This window comes from Acidimicrobiales bacterium (assembly GCA_022452145.1).
Lineage (GTDB): Bacteria > Actinomycetota > Acidimicrobiia > Acidimicrobiales > MedAcidi-G1 > UBA9410.
Window position 1 is genome coordinate 43,769 of record JAKURY010000008.1, and the last position, 15,682, is coordinate 59,450.

The window sequence follows — 15,682 nt, forward strand, 5'->3', positions numbered from 1 at the left end:
CCCGGAGGCCAACAAATGTCTACGTGGTGGCTGACCAACTGCCGCGACAGTTATGTGGCGTTGCTACAGACACGCTGACGAGGACCCCGGACATCGATCGGTTGGCCGGAGAGGCCATGCGCTTCGACAAGGCGGTCGTTTCGTTGCAGCTCTGCGCCAGGTTCTCCTCGAGGCCATGGTCTAGATGGGGGCCTGATCCTGTCGGAGGGTTCAGCCCCGGATAGGCGGCGGTCAGCGGAGCGCCGCCTCCGTGGCGTCGATGATGCGGCCCACCTCGTCGTCGGTGATGACCAGCGGCGGGCAGATGGCCAGGCACGTACCGATGGGTCGCACGATCACTCCGTTGGCCAGGATCTCGTTGCGTACCGGGATCGAGTCCCGGCCCAGCTCGGCGGCGTAGACGGCTCCCATCCCGCGCCACGACTCGATGAGGCCGTCGGCCTCCAGGGCCCTGAGGCCCTCCTGGAGCCGGTCGCCGACGTGGTTGGCGCGTGTGTCGAGGCCCTCGCTGGTCATCAGCTCCAGGTTGGCGATACCTGCGGCACACGAGGCCTGATGGCCCGAGTAGGTGTAGCCGGTGCGCAGCAGGAAGCCGGGCTCCTCCAGCTCCTCGCAGACGTGGCGCGAAAGGATCACGCCCGACAGCGGGAGGTAGCCGGAGGTGACGCCCTTGGCGAACGTGATCAGGTCGGGGGTGACGCCGAAGGCCTGGGCGCCGAACCACTCGCCGATCCGACCGAACCCGCAGATCACCTCGTCGAAGATGAGCAGGGCCCCGTTGTCGTCACAGAGGCGACGCAGGCCCTCCAGGTATCCGTCCACCGGCGGGAAGACGCCCCCGGCACCCTGGACCGGCTCGGTCAGCACGGCCGCGATGCGGTCACCGTGGTCGGCGAAGACCGAGGCGGCGGCCTCCAGGTCGTCGTGCGGTACCTCCACGAAGTGGGGGACCAGGTCGCCCCAGCCCTCACGGTTGGGGGCGATGCCCTGTGCGGAGGTTCCACCGAAGTTGGTGCCGTGGTAGCCGTTGGTGCGCTTCACGATGACCTGGCGGCCCTCCTGGCCACGGCGCTGCTGGACCTGCCTGGCGATCTTGAGGGCCGTGTCGACGGCCTCGGAACCGGAGCAGCCCAGGAACACCCGCCCGTCGGGGTGTGGCGACCGTTCCGCGATCATCTCGGCCACCCGGGCGGCCGGCCCGTTTGTGAACGGAGCGAAGGTGTTGTAGGCCTCCATCTGGTGCATCTGGGCCGTGACGGCGTCGATGATCTCGGTCCGCCCGTGGCCTACCTGGCAGAGCCACAGGTTGGCCATGCCATCGACGTATTCCCGACCGTTGGAGTCGAAGACCAGCGATCCCTCTCCCCGCACGATCTCGACGAAGTCGCCCTCGGGCATGCCCGGTGGAGAGAACGGGTGGAGCAGGGCGTCGGTCATTGGAAGGGCCTCCTGATCGGGTCGGTCGGAACACCGGGCCGGACGGGTTGACGGTCGGTCGGACGGGTGAGTATCGCACCGATCGATAGCAGGATTGCCATGGTGACCGCCGTCGTTCTCCAGGCCACGGCGTCGCCGTGGGCGTCGTAGACGATGGCGATGACCATGGCGGCCACGGCCCCCGAGGCCACCTCGACGGCCACCATCAGGCCCTGGGCCGCGGCCTGGCGGTTCTCGGGGACGGCGGCCGCCACGAGCATGGGGGTGGACGGGAATCCGAATCCCTCTACGACCGAGGTGGCGACGGTCAGCGCGATCAGGCCGACCACTCCGGGCACGATCCCCCAGAAGATGACCATCAGCGTGATTATCCCGAGAGATCCGACCGCCCACCGTCGGGCCCCATATCGCTGGGCCAGCATGCCACCGAGAGGTGATAGAAGGGCGATGGGAAGGGCACCGACCGTGAGGGCAACGCCCAGCACGGCCCGTGAGGCGCCTCGCGTGTCCATCTCCAGTACCCAAACTGCCTCGAAGGCCCCGATGAACACGAAGTAGGCGGCCACCATGAAGAAGGCGCCGATTAGGCGCCGGATCCGAAGGAGTCCCTGTAGCCCGAGGCGCTCCTGGTCTTGAGCCGCCACGTCCGGCTGGGCCCGAAAGGCCACCGGCAGGAGGAGGGCCAGGGCTCCGGCCATGGTCCAGAAGGTGAACCGGAAGCCGCCAACCGCCGTCAGGCCTGTGGCGATTATCGGCCCGGCCACGAAGCCACCGACGTCCCACGCCCCCAGCCGACCTATGTTGCGGCCCAGGTTCTCCGGGTCGGCCACGATCACCGTGCGCCGGGCGGCCGGGCCAGCGGTGCCCAGCGCGAAGCCGAACACGACCCGACCGGCCACGTAGTGCCACAGCTCCTGGCCGACGGCCAGCAGGACCATGCCGGCCACGGCCAGGGCCAGGCCGGCTCGCAGCATGGCCGGGGCCCGGCCCCGGTCGGCGTGAGGGGCCATCACCAGGTTGGCCACGAACGCCGCTCCGAACCCCGAGCCGATCGCCAGGCCGATGCCGATCTCCGAGAAGCCCAACTGGTCCCGGAGATCTGCGAGCAGCACGATGATGCAGGCCAGGCCGGCCGACGACCCGAACAGGATCAGGTAGTAGGGAAACAGGCTGGGTCCGGCCGGGCCTCCGGGCGCGGGGGACTCAGGCGCGGAACTCGACACCGGGCAGCACGCAGAGCATCTCGTAGAGCAGGTTGGCGCCGACCAGGCTGGTCATCCCGCTGGTGTCGTAGATGGGGGCGACCTCGACCAGGTCGCAGCCCACGAGGTCGAGGCCCCGGCATCCCCGTACCACCTCGAGGGCCTGGGGCATGGTCAGCCCGCCGACCTCCGGGGTGCCGGTTCCAGGAGCGAAGGCCGGGTCCAGCCCGTCGATGTCGAAGCTCAGGTAGACGGGGCCCTCGCCGAGTTGGTCCCGGACCTCGGCCATGAGGGGTTCGAGGCTCCGGTACCAGCACTCCTCGGCCTGCACCACGCGGAAGCCCTGCTCCCTGGACCAGTCGAAGTCGTCGGCGGCGTAGCCGGTGCCCCGGACGCCGATCTGGACCACCCGTTCGCCGTCCAGCAGGCCCTCCTCGACGGCCCGCCGGAACGGGGTGCCGTGGGCGACCTTGGAGCCGAACATGGTGTCGTTGATGTCGGTGTGGGCGTCGACGTGGACCAGGCCTACCGGCCCGTGCTTCTTCGCCATGGAGCGCAGGATGGGCAGCACCACGGTGTGGTCGCCACCCATCGAGGCGGTGATGACGTCGTCGTCCAGGAGGCCGTCGAAGTGGTCCTCGATGGCCTCTACGGCGGCCATCAGGTCGTACGGGCTGGCCGCCACGTCACCGGTGTCGTCGATGCGCAGGCTGTCGAACGGGGCGGCCCGGGTGGCCATGTTGTAGGGGCGTAGCAGCACCGACTCGTCGCGTATCCCCCGGGGGCCGAACCGTGCGCCCGGGCGGTTCGAGGTGCCGGTGTCCAACGGGACTCCGACCACGGCGACGTCCAGGTCGGTCGGTGCCGTGGTTCCCGGTAGGCGCATGAACGTGGCTATGCCGCCGAACCGGGGCATCTCGTTTCCGCTGAGTGGCTGGGGATTCTGAGGCACCGGCAGAGTCTCCCATGCCGGTCACAGCCTCACCCCGTCGGATCGTGGCAGGCTCCCGGCTGGCGACCGGTGGGCGCCGGCGATCCGAGGAGCAGGCCCTGATGGCCCACGACCATCACAGACACGACCACGACAAGGGCCTGATGGCCAAGCTTCACTGGCTGTTCCTGATCGGGCACTTCTGGATGTCGGACGTGAACCGTGCGGTCGTCGACCTGGCCGACCCGAAGCCCGGCGAGCGTGGGTTGGACGTGGGTGCCGGCATGGGTCCGGCCACCGTCCTGGCCGCGAAGCGGGGAGCCCACGTGGTTGCCGTGGACCCGTCGGCCTTCATGCGGGCCTTCTGCGGGTTCCGACGTCTCCTACAGCGTGCCAGGGCCCGGATCACCGTCGAGTCCGGAGTGGCCGAGGACCTCCCGGTGGCCGGAGGGTCGACCGAGGTGCTGTGGGCCGTCAACGCCGTCCACCACTGGGTCGACCATGGGGCGGCGTTTCGGGAGTTCGCCCGGGTGCTGGCTCCGGGCGGTCGCCTGGTGCTGGTCGACGAGGACTTCGACGACCCGACCCATCCTGACCACGAGAAGCGCAGCGGCCACGAGGCCGAGATGACACCGGTTGACGTTGAGTTGATAGCCGCTGCGATGGCCGAGGTCGGCCTGGAGGCCACCGGGGAGCACATGACGATCGCCGGGGTTCCGGCCAAGGTGATCCGGGCGGTCCGCACCGCCTGAGCGGGCCGGGTCGTGAGGCGACCGGCCCGCTGGTCAGCCTGTGACCGGGTCGATCGGCGTGATGGTGCCGAGTGCCGCCTCGATGTCGGCTGCAGCATCCAGGCATAGGTCCTCCCTGTAGCGGTCGGCTATGACCTGCACCCCCTGGGGAATGCCGTCGGCCACCCCCACCGGGACCGCCGCGGCGGGGATTCCCAGCAGGTTCACGGGGGTGATGCAGCGCATCACGTCGAGCATCAGGTCGATTCCACCCTCGGAGACGTCGGCATCGTGGGCGAACGGCGTTCGGGTCCACGTCGGCGCCACGAGAACAGGGTTGGCGTCGAAGAACCCGGCCCATGCGGTTGCGAGGCGGTGGTACTCGGTGTGCACGAGGATGGCCGGTACCTCGTCGGGTGGGAAGCGCCCGATGAGGTCATTTAGCAGCCCCAGGGCGCCCTCGCTCATGATCTCGGTGGCGGCGCCGACCATGGCTGGCATGTCGCAGCTGAGCATCCGGGCCCAGACCTCCTGGCACTGCTCCATCTCGGGTGGCGTCGCCTCGACCAGCTCCCAGCCGGCGGCCTCCATGGCATCAGCCGCCTTCCTGACACCGTCGGCGACGGCGGGGTGGATCGGACCGCCCGGAACCTCGGTGAGGATCGCGGCTCGCCTGGCCGTTGGTGCACCGTCGAACGGCACGGTCACAGAGCGCGGATCACGGGGGTGTCGGCCCGCCATCACCTCCAACCCGAGCCTCAGGTCCGCTACGTGTCGGGCCATCGGGCCCTCGACGCCCATCAGCTGGAATGACAGCGGTTGGGTGTCGGCAGGTGGGAGGCAGCCGGCGCCCGGAAGGCGGCCGAAGGAGGTCTTCAGCGACGTGATGCCACAGCAGTAGGCAGGGTTGCGAAGCGAGCCGCCCAGGTCGTTGCCGAGTCCGAACGGCGACATGCCGGACGCCAGCGACGCGGCCTCGCCACCGCTCGAACCACCGGCGGTGAGGTCGGGCGTCCAGGGGTTGCGGGTGAGGCCGTGGAGTGGGTTGTTCGTGCTGATCCGCAGCCCCAACTCGGGCAGGTTCGTGCGTGCCAGCGGGATCGCTCCGGCGGCCTTCATGCGCTCGACCACCGGGGAGTCGACCGTCGGCACCGCTTCGGCGAAGGCCGGCACGCCCTGGGTGGTGGGCGAGCAGGTGCAGTCCAGGTTCTCCTTGATGGTGAACGGCACGCCGTGGAAGGGCCCCAGGGGTCCGCCGGCCGCCACAGCAGCATCGGCGGCGTCTGCGCCGGCCCGGGCACCGTCGGCCAGCACGCGAACGACCGCGTTGAGGTCTCCGTTCACCTCGTCGATCCGGGCAAGGTGGGCGTCGACCACCTCCCGGCTGGAGGTCTCGCCGCCGGCGATCATCGCCGCCAACTCGTTCGCTGCCCGAGTCCACAGTTCGTCAACCATGGCGGTATCGAAACAGGATCGACGAGCCGGTGTCCACCCGGTCGGCGGTACCGCCGGGCGTGGTCTACCCGGCGACCGTCCTCGGTGGCACTGCCGGTTCCTGTCCGTGACCGGTCCGGGCGGCCTCGACACGGGCGATGAGCGCACATATCGGGTCCAGGATCTGGGGCCAGGCGCCCTCGGGAAGCTCGTGGCCCATGCCCTCGATCCAGACCAACTCTGCGTCGGGAATCGCGTCGGCGGTCTCCTGACCACCCTGGGGTAGGACCAGCGGATCGTCGGTGCCGTGGACCACCAGCGTCGGCACGGTGACCGCTCCGAGCGCTGGCCGGCGGTCGCCATCGGCCAGGGCCGCAACCACCTGCCTTACGCCTCCGTCCGGATGCCAGGCCCGATCCAGGTTGGCCAGCGCCTCCCGCCGCGCGTACGCCTCGTCGAAGGGGAAGCCCGTGCCCGTTATGAGCCGGGCCGCTTCGACCCCCGCCGCGACTATGGCCTCGCGATCGGTCGGGTCCACGTCCGGGGGCTGCAGGGACATCGCCACATCGATCTCCATGGGGATGAACCGGGGCATGGACATGATCGATGTGAACGTCCTGACCCGATCGGGGTGTCGTGTGACGACGTGCTGTCCGATCATGCCGCCTAGAGACGCCCCGACTACATGTGCCGATCCGAGGCCCAGGGCGTCGAGAACGCCGACGGCGTCGTCGGCCATGTCGGCCAACGAGTAGGGCGCCTCGACGGTCCCACCGCCGAGGACGGTGAAGAGGGCTTCGATCGGATCGACAGGCGGATGGTCGTCCAGCCAGGAGCTGAGCCCGACGTCCCGGTTGTCGAAGCGGACCACCCGGTGGCCCCGGTCGGCCAGCCCACGGCAGAACCCCTCGGGCCACACAGTCAACTGGGCGTTCAGCCCCATGATCAGGAGGATCGGGGGATCGGCCGGATCGCCCGTCTCCTCGACCTCGATGGTGATCCCGTTGGCCCGGACCTTCGCCATCCCCGCTCCTCGCCGCCTGGTGGACGGTGGTTAGGTTGCCACGGTGGACGACGTTCTCTGGAACCGGACCGGGCTGGAGTTGGCCGCCATGATCGCCGGGGGCGAGGTGTCCAGCCGGGAGGTGGTCGACGCCCACCTCGAGCGCATAGATGCCGTGAACGGCCGGCTGAACGCCGCCGTGCTGATCCTGGCCGACGAGGCGCGGAACGCCGCCGATGCCGCCGACCGGGTCATCTCCTCAGGGCTTCCCACGGGTCCGTTGCACGGGGTGCCCATCACGGTCAAGGACGGCCTGGACCTGGCCGGCCACCCCACCACCTATGGCGTCGAGGCCTTCGCCGACGGGATCGCCGCCCTCGACGACCCGGGCATCGGACGGCTGAAGGCCGCAGGGGCCATCCCCATCGCCAAGACCAACCTCCCGGAGATGGGGATGCGCCTCGCCACCGACAACCCCCTGTTCGGCCTGACCCGGAACCCGTGGCACCCGGACAGGACGGCCGGGGGCTCGTCGGGCGGCGAGGCCTCGGCCATCGCCTCGGGCATGTCCCCGATGGGGATGGGAACCGACCTCGGGGGTTCGGTCCGCAACCCCGCCTACTGCTGCGGCATCGCCGCCACCAAGACCTCTCTCGGTCGCCTTCCGGTATGCGGCTCGTCGCCGAATGCGGCCGAACCGATGGTGGCCCGCCAACTCATGGCGGTCGCCGGCCCGATGGCACGCAGCGTCGCCGACCTGGAGGCCATGCTCCGGGTGACCATCGGTCGCCACCCCAGGGACCCCCGGACGGTGGACGTGGCGTACGACGGAGCGCCGGTGGCGAGGCGGGTGGCGATCCCCACCGACCTGCCCGGCGGTCCGGTCCACGCGGATGCACGACAGGCGATCCAGCGGGCCTCCGACGCCCTGGTCGACGCCGGCTGGGAGGTGGTCGACACCTTGCCGCCAGAGGTGGAACGTTGCCTGGAGGTCTGGGGCCACCTGCTCGGCCACGACTTCCCGGCGACGCTGGCCAGCCTCGACGATGCCATGTCCGTTGACGGCAGCCACCTGATGCGGGCGTTGGTGGACTTCTGGCCTGCGTCCGGCATGCCGTCCCACGTCGCACACGCCGAGCGCTTCCGGCTGGCCAGGCTCTGGGCCGAGTTCCTCGCCGACCACCCGGTCGTGGTCCTTCCCACCTGGTACCAACCTCCCTTCGACCACCACGAAGACCTGGCCGACGACAGGGACGCCCTGCGATCGCTCTACGACGGTGTGTTCACCCCGATCGTCCCGGCCAACCTGCTGGGCCTCCCGGCCACCCAGGTCCCGGTCGGTCTGGGCGCTGACGGGACCCCGCTGGGAGTCCAGTGCCTCGCAGACCGCCATCGCGAGGACCTCACCCTGGTCGCAGCGGCGATCGTCGAGGCGGCATTCCCACCGCTCACCCCGATCGACCCGGCCACGGGCTGATCAGGCAGCGGCGTCCTGTCGATTCGGTACCGGGGGCGGAATACCCCGGGGCCCGGGACGCTCCGGCCGGGTCGGAGTGCCGTCAGGCCTGGATGACTACCAGGCGCTCCTCGGTCATCTCGCGCACCGTGTAGGCGGGCCCCTCCCGGGTGTTGCCCGAGTCCCGGATGCCGCCGTACGGCATGTGGTCGGCACGCCACGACGGCGACTCGTTGATCAGCACCCCGCCGTACTCCAGGACCTCGGCGGCCCGCAGGGCCCTGGCCAGGTCGTTGGTGAACACCGCGGCCTGCAGGCCGTAGGTGCTGGCGTTTGCACGGGCCAGGGCGTCATCGAAGTCGGTGTAGGTGGCGATGCCGACAACCGGTCCGAACACCTCGATGCAGCTGACCTTCATGTCGTCGGTGACTCCGGCGAGGATGGTGGGGGCCAGCACGCCGTCGACCATGGTGCCGCCGCAGACCAGGGTGGCACCGGCCGCCGTGGCCTCGTCCACCCAGGAGGCCACCCGGTCGGTCTCGTCGCCGTCTATGAGCGACGACAGGTCGGTCGCCGGGTCGGCGGGGTCGCCCACCGTCAGGGTGGCCGCCTCGGCGGCCATGGCCTCGGTGAATGCGGTGGCAATGTCATCGTGCACGTAGATCCGCTGGGTGGATATGCACGTCTGGCCTGAGAAGCCGAAGGCGGCGCCCTTCAACTTGGCCGCGGCGACGGCCACGTCCACGTCGGGCTCGATGATGATCGGCGAGTTGTTGCCGAGCTCCAGCGACACCTTCTTCCTGGGTGCGGTGGCCCGGATGTTCCAGCCGACGGGTGGTGAACCGGTGAAGGTGATCATGGCCACGTCGTCGTGTTCGACCATGTGGGCTGCGGTCCGACCGGGGCATGTCACGACGTTCAGCCAGCCGGGGGGAAGGCCGCACTCGTCCAGGAGGACCTCGGCCAGGCGGATGGCCGTCAGCGGGGTGGCCGATGCCGGCTTCAACACGACGGGGCAGCCGGCCGCGATCGCGGGGGCGACCTTGTGGCAGACGAGGTTCAACGGGAAGTTGAAGGGCGAGATGGCGCCGACGACGCCTATCGGCACCCGCTTCACGAAGCCCGTCTTGCCTTCACCCGCCGAGCTGGCGTCCATGGTCACCAGCTCGCCGCCCAGGGTGCGGGCCACCGCGGCGGCGAACCGGGCGGTGTCGACGGCCCGGGCCGCCTCGATGCGTGCCGTCGAGATGGGCTTGGCCGCCTCGGCCGAGATGCTCTGGGCGAACTCCTCGTGGTGGGCGGCGAGCGAGTCGGCCATGCGGTCCAGGATGGATGCCCGCTCGTGGGTGGGCATGACCCCGGCGGCAAGCGTGGCCTTCGCAGTGGCGATGGCTGCGTCCAGGTGGTCGGTGGTGCCGACGGGCACGGTGCCCAGGACCCGTCCGTTGTAGGGGGATCGGACCTCGGTGGCTTCCTCGGCGTCTACCCGGTCGGCGCCGATGATCATCAGGTGGTGTTCGCTCATGGGCACCTCCGAGGCAGCACGTCTTCTGGTGACAACCTACACTGACCAGACTCCTTTGGATCCAAATGAACGAGTCGAGGAAGGCCGCAGGAGATGGGCGAGCGACCACGGGTCACCGTTGCCGGAGTGCCGGTGTCGGTCGACCACTACGTGGGCGGCCGCCGGGTGTCGTCGGCCACCACGTTCGAGGACCGCTCCCCGCTGGACTGGTCGACGCTGCTGGCCGAGGTCTCCGCAGGCGACGCGGACGTCGCCGGGGAGGCCGTCACCGCGGCCGCCGCCGCCTTCAGGGGCTGGGCGGCCCTCGGCCCGGCCGGTCGTGGTCCCTACCTGCGACGCCTAGCCGACCTGATCGACGAACGGGTGCCCGACATCGCCGCGGTCGAGTGCGTGGACATGGCTATGCGCCACGAGAGCCTCCGCAACCGGGTCATCGGACGCGGCGCCCGCAACTTCCGGGCCTATGCGGACCTGGCCGAACAGCACGAGGAGCGGTCCTGGTCTTCCAACGGCACGGCCAACCGGGTCCAGCGGCTCCCGGCCGGACCGGCGGTGGTCATCACCCCGTGGAACGCCCCGTTCATGCTGGCCACCTGGAAGGTGGCACCGGCGTTGGCCGCCGGCAACCCGGTCGTCCTCAAGCCCGCCGAGTGGTCACCGCTCTCGGCCAGCCTCCTGGCCGACCTGGCCGACGAGGCCGGCCTGCCGCCCGGCGTGCTCAACGTGGTGCAGGGCATCGGTTCCGACGTGGGCCCGCCCCTGACGTCTGACCAGAGGGTGCGGCGCCTCTCGTTCACCGGATCCCCGGAGACGGCACGCCTCATCGGGGCGGCTGCGGCGGCCAACATCGTGCCGTTCACCGCGGAGTTGGGCGGCAAGGGCGCCCTCGTCGTGTTCGCCGACAGCGATCTGGAGGCGGCTGCCCGCACCGCTGCCGGCCAGTACGACGACTCGGGGCAGGTCTGCCTGGCCGCCACCCGCCTGCTGGTCGAGGCATCGGTGGCCGACGAATTCCTGGAGCGGTTCGACACCCACGTCGACGCCCACGTGCTGGGCGACGCCCACGACGACGCGACCACCATCACGCCGATGATCCACCCCGAGCACCTTGCCCGGGTGGAGGCGTTCGTGGACCGTGCCCGTGCCGCCGGCGACACGATCCTGCGGGGCGGTCAACGGCATGCACCGGACGGACTCTGGTACGAGCCCACGCTCATCGCCCCGGCCTCCAACGACAGTGAGATCGTGCAGCACGAGGTGTTCGGACCGGTGCTCACCTTCCAGGCCTTTGCCGACGAGGATGAAGCTGTGGCCCTCGCCAACAGCACCGCCTACGGACTCTCGGCCACCCTCTTCACCGGGTCGGCCGACCGGGCCGAGCGGGTGGGTTCGGCGCTGCGGGCCGGCACCACCTGGGTGAACTGCTTCCTGGTGCGCGACCTCACCGCCCCGTTCGGAGGCCTCGGGATCAGTGGCCTGGGTCGGGAGGGCGGCGACCACGCCCTGGAGTTCCACGCCGACCTCAAGACCCTCCAGATCAGGGACGACACCACCACATGAGCGATATCTGGACGCCCCTTCGTCGCGAATTAGTCGGTCGTATGGCCGACCTGGGGCCGACCATCGCGGCGCGCGCCGAGCGCTACGACCGGGAGGCGTCGTTCCCCCACGAGAACTTCGCCGACATGCGCGAGGCGGGGTTCCTGGCCCTGTGCATCCCCGAGCAGCACGGTGGGCTGGGGGCCGACTTCGTGACCTACGCCCTGGTCTCCGAGGAACTGGGCCGGCACTGCGGCTCCACGGCGTTGACCTTCAACATGCACACGGCGACCATGCTCCTCACCGGCCAGATCGCCGACGACCTGTCCATGTCCGACGAGGACCGGGTCACCCACGACCGGCGCCGGACCGCCATGTGGCGGGGCGTCGTCGAGGACGGCCACATCCACGCACAGCCGTTCAGCGAGGGTCGGGCCCCGGGCGAGACGACCGGCTTCGCCACCCGGGCCGTGCCGGTGGACGGCGGCTTCCGGGTCTCTGGTCGCAAGATCTTCGCCTCGCTGTCCGAGGCCGCCGACCTGCACAACGTGACCTGCATGGTCGAGGGCGAGGACGTGGTGCGGTTCCTCGGCGTGCCCGCCGAAGCGGCGGGCATCACGATCGAGGGCGACTGGGACCCACTGGGGATGCGGGGCACCGTGTCGAAGAACCTGCTGTTCGAGGACGTGTTCGTGCCCGCCGACAACGAGTTCCTACCTCCGGGATGCTTTGACCAGATGGCCGACCGGTGGCCGTACTTCTACATGACGCTCACGTTCTCGTACCTGGGCATCCAACGGGCGGTCCTGGACTTCACCTCGGCCTATCTCCGCGGCGCCGGTGGGCCTGACGAGCGCCGCGAGCATCCGCAGAAGCGACACGGCTGGGCGGAGATGCGCCTCGCCTACGAGCGCTCGCAGGCGCTGACCTACCGGGTGCTGGGCGAGGCGGGGGTGGATCCGACCGACGAGCAGGTCTGGCGGGCGTGGGCGGCCACCGTGACGGCCATGGAGACGGCGCCGGAGGTGGCGTCGACCGCGGTGCGGGTCTGCGGTGGCCGGTCGCTGCTGCGGCCCAGTGCGCTGGAGCGGATGTACCGCGATGCCCGCTGCGGTGCCACGATGCTTCCGTGGAGCGTCGAGGTCTGCCTCGGCCGCCTCGGCCGAGCCGGGCTCTACGACGACTGACCGACGACCGAACCGACTCGAGGAGGGGAACGACGTGGCCGTGCCATGGCACCGGATCGAGGCCTTCTCCGACCACTTCGCGCGCTGTGCCGTGACCGCCGGTGAGACGGCCGTGGTGCTGGCCGAGGCCGACAGCCGTCCTGAGCTGGTCGAGGTGGCGACCATCGCCCTGGAACGCCTCGGTGCCCTGGTGGCAACCGTGGTCATGCCCACGCCGCCCAACCGCGGGCCTGTGCCCATCCGCTCCACAGGTGCCTCGGTAGCCGTCGGTGGTCACAGGGCGGCCATCGCCGGCCTGGCCGCGGCGGACTTCATCGTGGACTGCACCGTCGAGGGCCTGCTCCACGCAGTCGAGAAGGAGGCCATCCTGGCCGACGGCGCCAGGGTCCTGATGCTCTCCAACGAGCACCCGGAGGTATTCGACCGGGTCGGCCACGATCCGTCAATGGGTGAGCGGGTGGCCCGCGGGCGTGCGCGGCTGGCGGCTGCTTCGACCATGAGGGTCACCTCGGCCGCCGGCACCGACCTCACCGTGGACCTGGCCGGTGCCGTCGTGGCCGGCTCCGACGGGACCGTCCCGAAGCCGGGGGGCATAGCGCACTGGCCCGGTGGCCTGGTGTTGTGCTTCCCCGCCGCCGGAACGGTGTCGGGCACCGTGGTGATGGCGCCCGGCGACGCCAACCTGACCTTCAAGGAGTACGTACGGTCACCGATCACCTGCACGCTGGAGGCCGACCACGTGGTCGACGTGTCCGGCGACGGCCTGGACGCGGAGCTGTTCGCCTCGTACCTGGCCGCCTGGGAGGAGCCGGAGGCCTACGCCGTCAGCCACGTGGGCTGGGGCATGAACCCGGACTGCCGGTGGGACGTACTCCCGCTCTACGACAAGGCAGACCTGAACGGCACCGAGCTGCGTGCCTTCGCCGGCAACTTCCTGTGGTCGACCGGCGCCAACGAGGTGGCAGGCCGGTTCTGCCGTGGCCACTTCGACCTGCCCATGCGGAACTGCACGGTGGCCCTGGACGGCGAACCGGTGGTGGTTGACGGCAGGTTGGTGGGTGACCTGGCCTGACCCTCGGGGCGACCTGGCCTGGTCTCCGCACCGGCGTGACGATCGATCGGTCAGGTCAGGAGGTGCGGATGGTGAGGTGCTTGGTGCCGCTGATCAGGTTTGAGCGCAGGCGGTCCGAGGTCCCGGTGATCTCGATTTCGGTGGTGCGCTTCAGCAACTCCTGCAGGGTGATCCTGATCTCCATGCGGGCCAGCCAGGCCCCCAGGCAGAGGTGTGGTCCGTTTCGGCCGAACGCCACGTGGTCGTTGGGGTCGCGACCGATGTCGAACCGGTACGGGTCGTCGAACTTCCGGTCGTCGTAGTCGGCCGACACCCACCAAAGCACCACCTTGTCGCCCTCGGCGATCGTGCGACCGCCCAGTTCCTGGTCGCTGGTGGCGGTGCGCCGGAAGTGGGTGGTCACCGTGGTCCACCGCAGAACCTCCTCCACCGCGGTGTCCATGAGCGAGGGGTCGTCGCGCAGTGCCCGCAGCTGGTCTGGGTGGTCGACGAGCGCCCTGAGCCCCTCGGTCAGCGAGTACCGGGTCGTGTCGTTGCCGGCCGCCACCAGCAGGGCGAAGAAGTTGTTGAATTCCAGGTCGCTGAGCGGTTCGCCGTCGGTGGTGGGTTCCAGCAGCCGGGAGATGACGTCGTCGTGCGGGCAGCCCCGACGCTCGGCGGCAGCCTCCTGGGCGTACCGGAAGACCTCCAGGCCGGCCGGGCTGCGAAACGGGATGAGCCGGAACTCCTCGGTGTCGACCCGGTCGACGACGTGGTCGGTGTACTCGGGGTCCGAGTTGGAGAGCAGCTGGTCGCCCCAGTCCACCAGCTGTTCGGCGTGCTCGTCCGGGACTCCGAGCAGGCGGCCCAGCATCCGCATGGGCAGCACCCGGGCCACTTCGGCGACGAAGTCGAACTCGCCGAGGGCCAGGGCGCAGTCCAGGATCCCACCGGTCAACTCACGGATCGGGTCCTCGTAGGATTCGACGGTCTTGCGGGTGAAGCCCCGGTTCACCAGGCGGCGCAGCCGGGTGTGGTCAGGTGGGTCCAGCTCCATCATGGTGCGCCGGGCCCGGGTCTCCTCGGCGTCCATCTCCTCCAGTCGGATTCCCATGAACGAGGTGAGGTCGTCCCACCGGCGGTTGGCGTCGACCACGTCGGCGTAGCGGGTGACTGCCCAGAAGCCCGAGCCGTCCTCCTCGTCCACCCACGAGACCGGCTCCTCGTCACGGAGCCGCTGCAGCGTTGCATAGGGAACGCCGTCCATCCACGTGTCGTGGGATGCCAGATCCGCGTGGCCGTCGTCGGAGTCGGGCGCCCAGGGGTGGCGGTCGATCCGGGCGGTGGTCATGGTCCGTCCTGCGTCGATCCATCCTCGGCCGACAGGTCCTCCAGCGTGGTGCCGCCGTTCCACGAGACGCCGACGCTGCGCCAGTAGCCGGCGATCATCTCCCGTGGTGCCAGCCGGTCCAACTCCTCGACCGGGGAGTCGAAGACCCGCAGGTCGACGTCGCCGGTGAAAGCCGGTCCGACCTCGGCGTCGTAGCCCCGCATGGTGACCAACTCGTTCAACGAGTCGGTGCCGTCGGCCTCTATGGCCGGAAGGAAGCGGTGGTGGAGCATCGGCAGGGCGTTCACGAAGCCGGTGTGGTCGCTGGGGCCGGTGATGGTGAACTCGGCCTCCACCAGCCGGCGTCCGTAGGCGGAGCAGGTGGCGCCGAACCGGCCGCCGGGTTCGAGGCGGGGTCCGGCCCTCCCTACGGTGACAGGTCGAGTCACCCAGATGTCGCCCAACTTCTTGGGGTAGCCCTGCACGTGGCCGCGCAGCATGGCGTAGTCCTTGTCGACCCAGATGTAGACGCAACGGCTGTAGTGCTCGCCCCGGTAGCGGCAGCGCACGACGACGAAGCACTCCTTGTACTGGAGGCGGTCGGGGTCCAGTACCTCGTTTAGGTCGTCGGAGCAGGACTGCCAGTCGGCCCAGATGACCGCTACGGCGCCGGGGTCGTCCTCGGCGGGGCTGAGCGGCGCGGGAAGGAGTTCGGCTACGGCTGCCGGGTCAGTGCGGTACTCGATGGTGAGCATGTCGCCCGAGTAGTGCCAGGGGGGCGATGGGACGAGCGACGACCTGCCGGTCGGTGTCCTGGGAAAGGTGAATCCCCTGGGTTCTGCCATGCCGGGTACCC

Annotated in this window: 13 protein-coding genes; 5 read left to right on the forward strand and 8 right to left on the reverse strand. The window is 70.0% G+C overall.

What is annotated here, in order from left to right; all coding sequences use genetic code 11:
• Positions 1 to 231: 231 nt before the first annotated feature.
• The 3 genes from MK177_04395 to speB are packed head-to-tail and all read right to left on the reverse strand — an operon-like array spanning position 232 to position 3,591.
• A complete protein-coding gene (locus MK177_04395) occupies positions 232 to 1,437 on the reverse strand; it encodes an aminotransferase class III-fold pyridoxal phosphate-dependent enzyme (GenBank protein MCH2426555.1) in 1,206 nt (401 codons plus the stop codon).
• Positions 1,434 to 2,660 carry an MFS transporter gene (locus MK177_04400; GenBank protein MCH2426556.1) on the reverse strand — a complete coding sequence of 409 codons (1,227 nt, stop codon included), beginning with the start codon at positions 2,658 to 2,660 and terminating at the stop codon, positions 1,434 to 1,436. Before MK177_04400 ends, MK177_04395 begins: the two co-directional genes overlap by 4 nt.
• Positions 2,641 to 3,591 carry an agmatinase gene (gene speB / locus MK177_04405; protein MCH2426557.1) on the reverse strand — a complete coding sequence of 317 codons (951 nt, stop codon included), beginning with the start codon at positions 3,589 to 3,591 and terminating at the stop codon, positions 2,641 to 2,643. Before speB ends, MK177_04400 begins: the two co-directional genes overlap by 20 nt.
• 101 nt (positions 3,592 to 3,692) lie before the next feature.
• On the opposite strand from speB, the gene MK177_04410 reads away from it, so the two are divergent.
• On the forward strand, positions 3,693 to 4,322 hold the full coding sequence (locus MK177_04410; GenBank protein MCH2426558.1) for a class I SAM-dependent methyltransferase: 630 nt from the start codon (positions 3,693 to 3,695) through the stop codon (positions 4,320 to 4,322).
• Between the two features lie 33 nt (positions 4,323 to 4,355).
• Here MK177_04410 and MK177_04415 read toward each other — a convergent pair whose 3' ends face one another.
• On the reverse strand, positions 4,356 to 5,756 hold the full coding sequence (locus MK177_04415; protein ID MCH2426559.1) for an amidase: 1,401 nt from the start codon (positions 5,754 to 5,756) through the stop codon (positions 4,356 to 4,358).
• Between the two features lie 64 nt (positions 5,757 to 5,820).
• Positions 5,821 to 6,759, reverse strand: a complete 939-nt coding sequence (locus MK177_04420) for an alpha/beta fold hydrolase (GenBank protein MCH2426560.1) — start codon at positions 6,757 to 6,759, stop codon at positions 5,821 to 5,823.
• A gap of 43 nt (positions 6,760 to 6,802) precedes the next feature.
• On the opposite strand from MK177_04420, the gene MK177_04425 reads away from it, so the two are divergent.
• Positions 6,803 to 8,215 carry an amidase family protein gene (locus tag MK177_04425; protein MCH2426561.1) on the forward strand — a complete coding sequence of 471 codons (1,413 nt, stop codon included), beginning with the start codon at positions 6,803 to 6,805 and terminating at the stop codon, positions 8,213 to 8,215.
• Between the two features lie 82 nt (positions 8,216 to 8,297).
• Here the strand turns inward: MK177_04425 and MK177_04430 are convergent, their stop codons facing one another.
• Positions 8,298 to 9,719 carry an aldehyde dehydrogenase family protein gene (locus MK177_04430; GenBank protein MCH2426562.1) on the reverse strand — a complete coding sequence of 474 codons (1,422 nt, stop codon included), beginning with the start codon at positions 9,717 to 9,719 and terminating at the stop codon, positions 8,298 to 8,300.
• Positions 9,720 to 9,812: 93 nt separating this feature from the next.
• Here MK177_04430 and MK177_04435 point away from each other — a divergent pair, with 93 nt between their 5' ends.
• The 3 genes from MK177_04435 to MK177_04445 are packed head-to-tail and all read left to right on the forward strand — an operon-like array spanning position 9,813 to position 13,517.
• On the forward strand, positions 9,813 to 11,279 hold the full coding sequence (locus tag MK177_04435) for an aldehyde dehydrogenase family protein (protein MCH2426563.1): 1,467 nt from the start codon (positions 9,813 to 9,815) through the stop codon (positions 11,277 to 11,279).
• Complete coding sequence (locus MK177_04440) at positions 11,276 to 12,445, forward strand: acyl-CoA/acyl-ACP dehydrogenase (protein MCH2426564.1); 1,170 nt, start codon at positions 11,276 to 11,278, stop codon at positions 12,443 to 12,445. Before MK177_04435 ends, MK177_04440 begins: the two co-directional genes overlap by 4 nt.
• Before the next feature lie 34 nt (positions 12,446 to 12,479).
• On the forward strand, positions 12,480 to 13,517 hold the full coding sequence (locus MK177_04445; GenBank protein ID MCH2426565.1) for a hypothetical protein: 1,038 nt from the start codon (positions 12,480 to 12,482) through the stop codon (positions 13,515 to 13,517).
• A gap of 55 nt (positions 13,518 to 13,572) precedes the next feature.
• On the opposite strand, the gene MK177_04450 is transcribed toward MK177_04445, so the two are convergent.
• Positions 13,573 to 14,847 (reverse strand): cytochrome P450, encoded by a 1,275-nt coding sequence (locus MK177_04450; GenBank protein MCH2426566.1) that lies wholly within the window; start codon positions 14,845 to 14,847, stop codon positions 13,573 to 13,575.
• Positions 14,844 to 15,671, reverse strand: coding sequence for an acetoacetate decarboxylase family protein (locus MK177_04455; GenBank protein ID MCH2426567.1), 828 nt, complete (start codon positions 15,669 to 15,671; stop codon positions 14,844 to 14,846). Before MK177_04455 ends, MK177_04450 begins: the two co-directional genes overlap by 4 nt.
• Between the last annotated feature and the right edge of the window lie 11 nt (positions 15,672 to 15,682).

What these genes read in the sequence shown, in the direction of transcription:
- MK177_04450 (MCH2426566.1), bottom strand. Translation starts at nt 14,847, where the DNA reads ATGACCACCGCCCGGATCGACCGCCACCCCTGGGCGCCCGACTCCGAC.
- MK177_04440 (MCH2426564.1), top strand. Translation starts at nt 11,276, where the DNA reads ATGAGCGATATCTGGACGCCCCTTCGTCGCGAATTAGTCGGTCGTATG.
- MK177_04430 (MCH2426562.1), bottom strand. Translation starts at nt 9,719, where the DNA reads ATGAGCGAACACCACCTGATGATCATCGGCGCCGACCGGGTAGACGCC.
- MK177_04420 (MCH2426560.1), bottom strand. Translation starts at nt 6,759, where the DNA reads ATGGCGAAGGTCCGGGCCAACGGGATCACCATCGAGGTCGAGGAGACG.
- MK177_04410 (MCH2426558.1), top strand. Translation starts at nt 3,693, where the DNA reads ATGGCCCACGACCATCACAGACACGACCACGACAAGGGCCTGATGGCC.
- MK177_04435 (MCH2426563.1), top strand. Translation starts at nt 9,813, where the DNA reads ATGGGCGAGCGACCACGGGTCACCGTTGCCGGAGTGCCGGTGTCGGTC.
- MK177_04395 (MCH2426555.1), bottom strand. Translation starts at nt 1,437, where the DNA reads ATGACCGACGCCCTGCTCCACCCGTTCTCTCCACCGGGCATGCCCGAG.
- MK177_04455 (MCH2426567.1), bottom strand. Translation starts at nt 15,671, where the DNA reads ATGGCAGAACCCAGGGGATTCACCTTTCCCAGGACACCGACCGGCAGG.
- MK177_04415 (MCH2426559.1), bottom strand. Translation starts at nt 5,756, where the DNA reads ATGGTTGACGAACTGTGGACTCGGGCAGCGAACGAGTTGGCGGCGATG.